Here is a 521-nt window from a genome sequence, read left to right on the forward strand (position 1 = left end):
TCCAGCAGGGGCGGCTCTGCGCCGAGCGTGTTGGCCACGCCCGCGAGCAGGTGATCGCGCGTGTTGTCGCCCAGGAAGGCGAGCATGGTCTTCAGGTCCTTCGCCGGAACGAAGGCGGTGGCGTTGAGTTCGGCGCGCCCTTCGTGCTCGATCGCCATGTTCAGGCGCATCAGCTCATCGAGGATGGTGCGGTGGTGCACGTTGCCGCGGCTGGCCCGCCGGGCGAGCGTCTCGAACGATGGCCCCTGGCCTTCGGCCACGATGGGCAGGGACCGGTGCGCAGGATCGTCGTCGATCATCTGCAGCCACAAGGTCAGGGTCTTGGCCGCGGCCGACATCCCGGTGTGCGGCAACGGATCCTCCACCTCACGCACCATGGCGGTCACCGCCTTGCGGTTCAAGCCTGTCGTCACCGACAGCTGGCTGATGTTCGGCTCGGCGCCCTTGGCCTTGAGCCAGGCGCTGCGCGCTTCGTCGACCAGCACGTCGCGCAGCAGTTCCTCCAGATGGCCGTGCTTGAC

1 protein-coding gene is annotated in these 521 nt (G+C 67.9%); it reads right to left on the reverse strand.

Translation table 11 applies throughout. The annotated features are described in order from the left end of the window. On the reverse strand, positions 1-521 hold a 521-nt coding region (locus AC3A6B_RS29875), incomplete at both ends, for a DUF6502 family protein (RefSeq protein WP_487840246.1).

It is taken from the genome of Variovorax sp. Soil_C_33 (assembly GCF_057656935.1).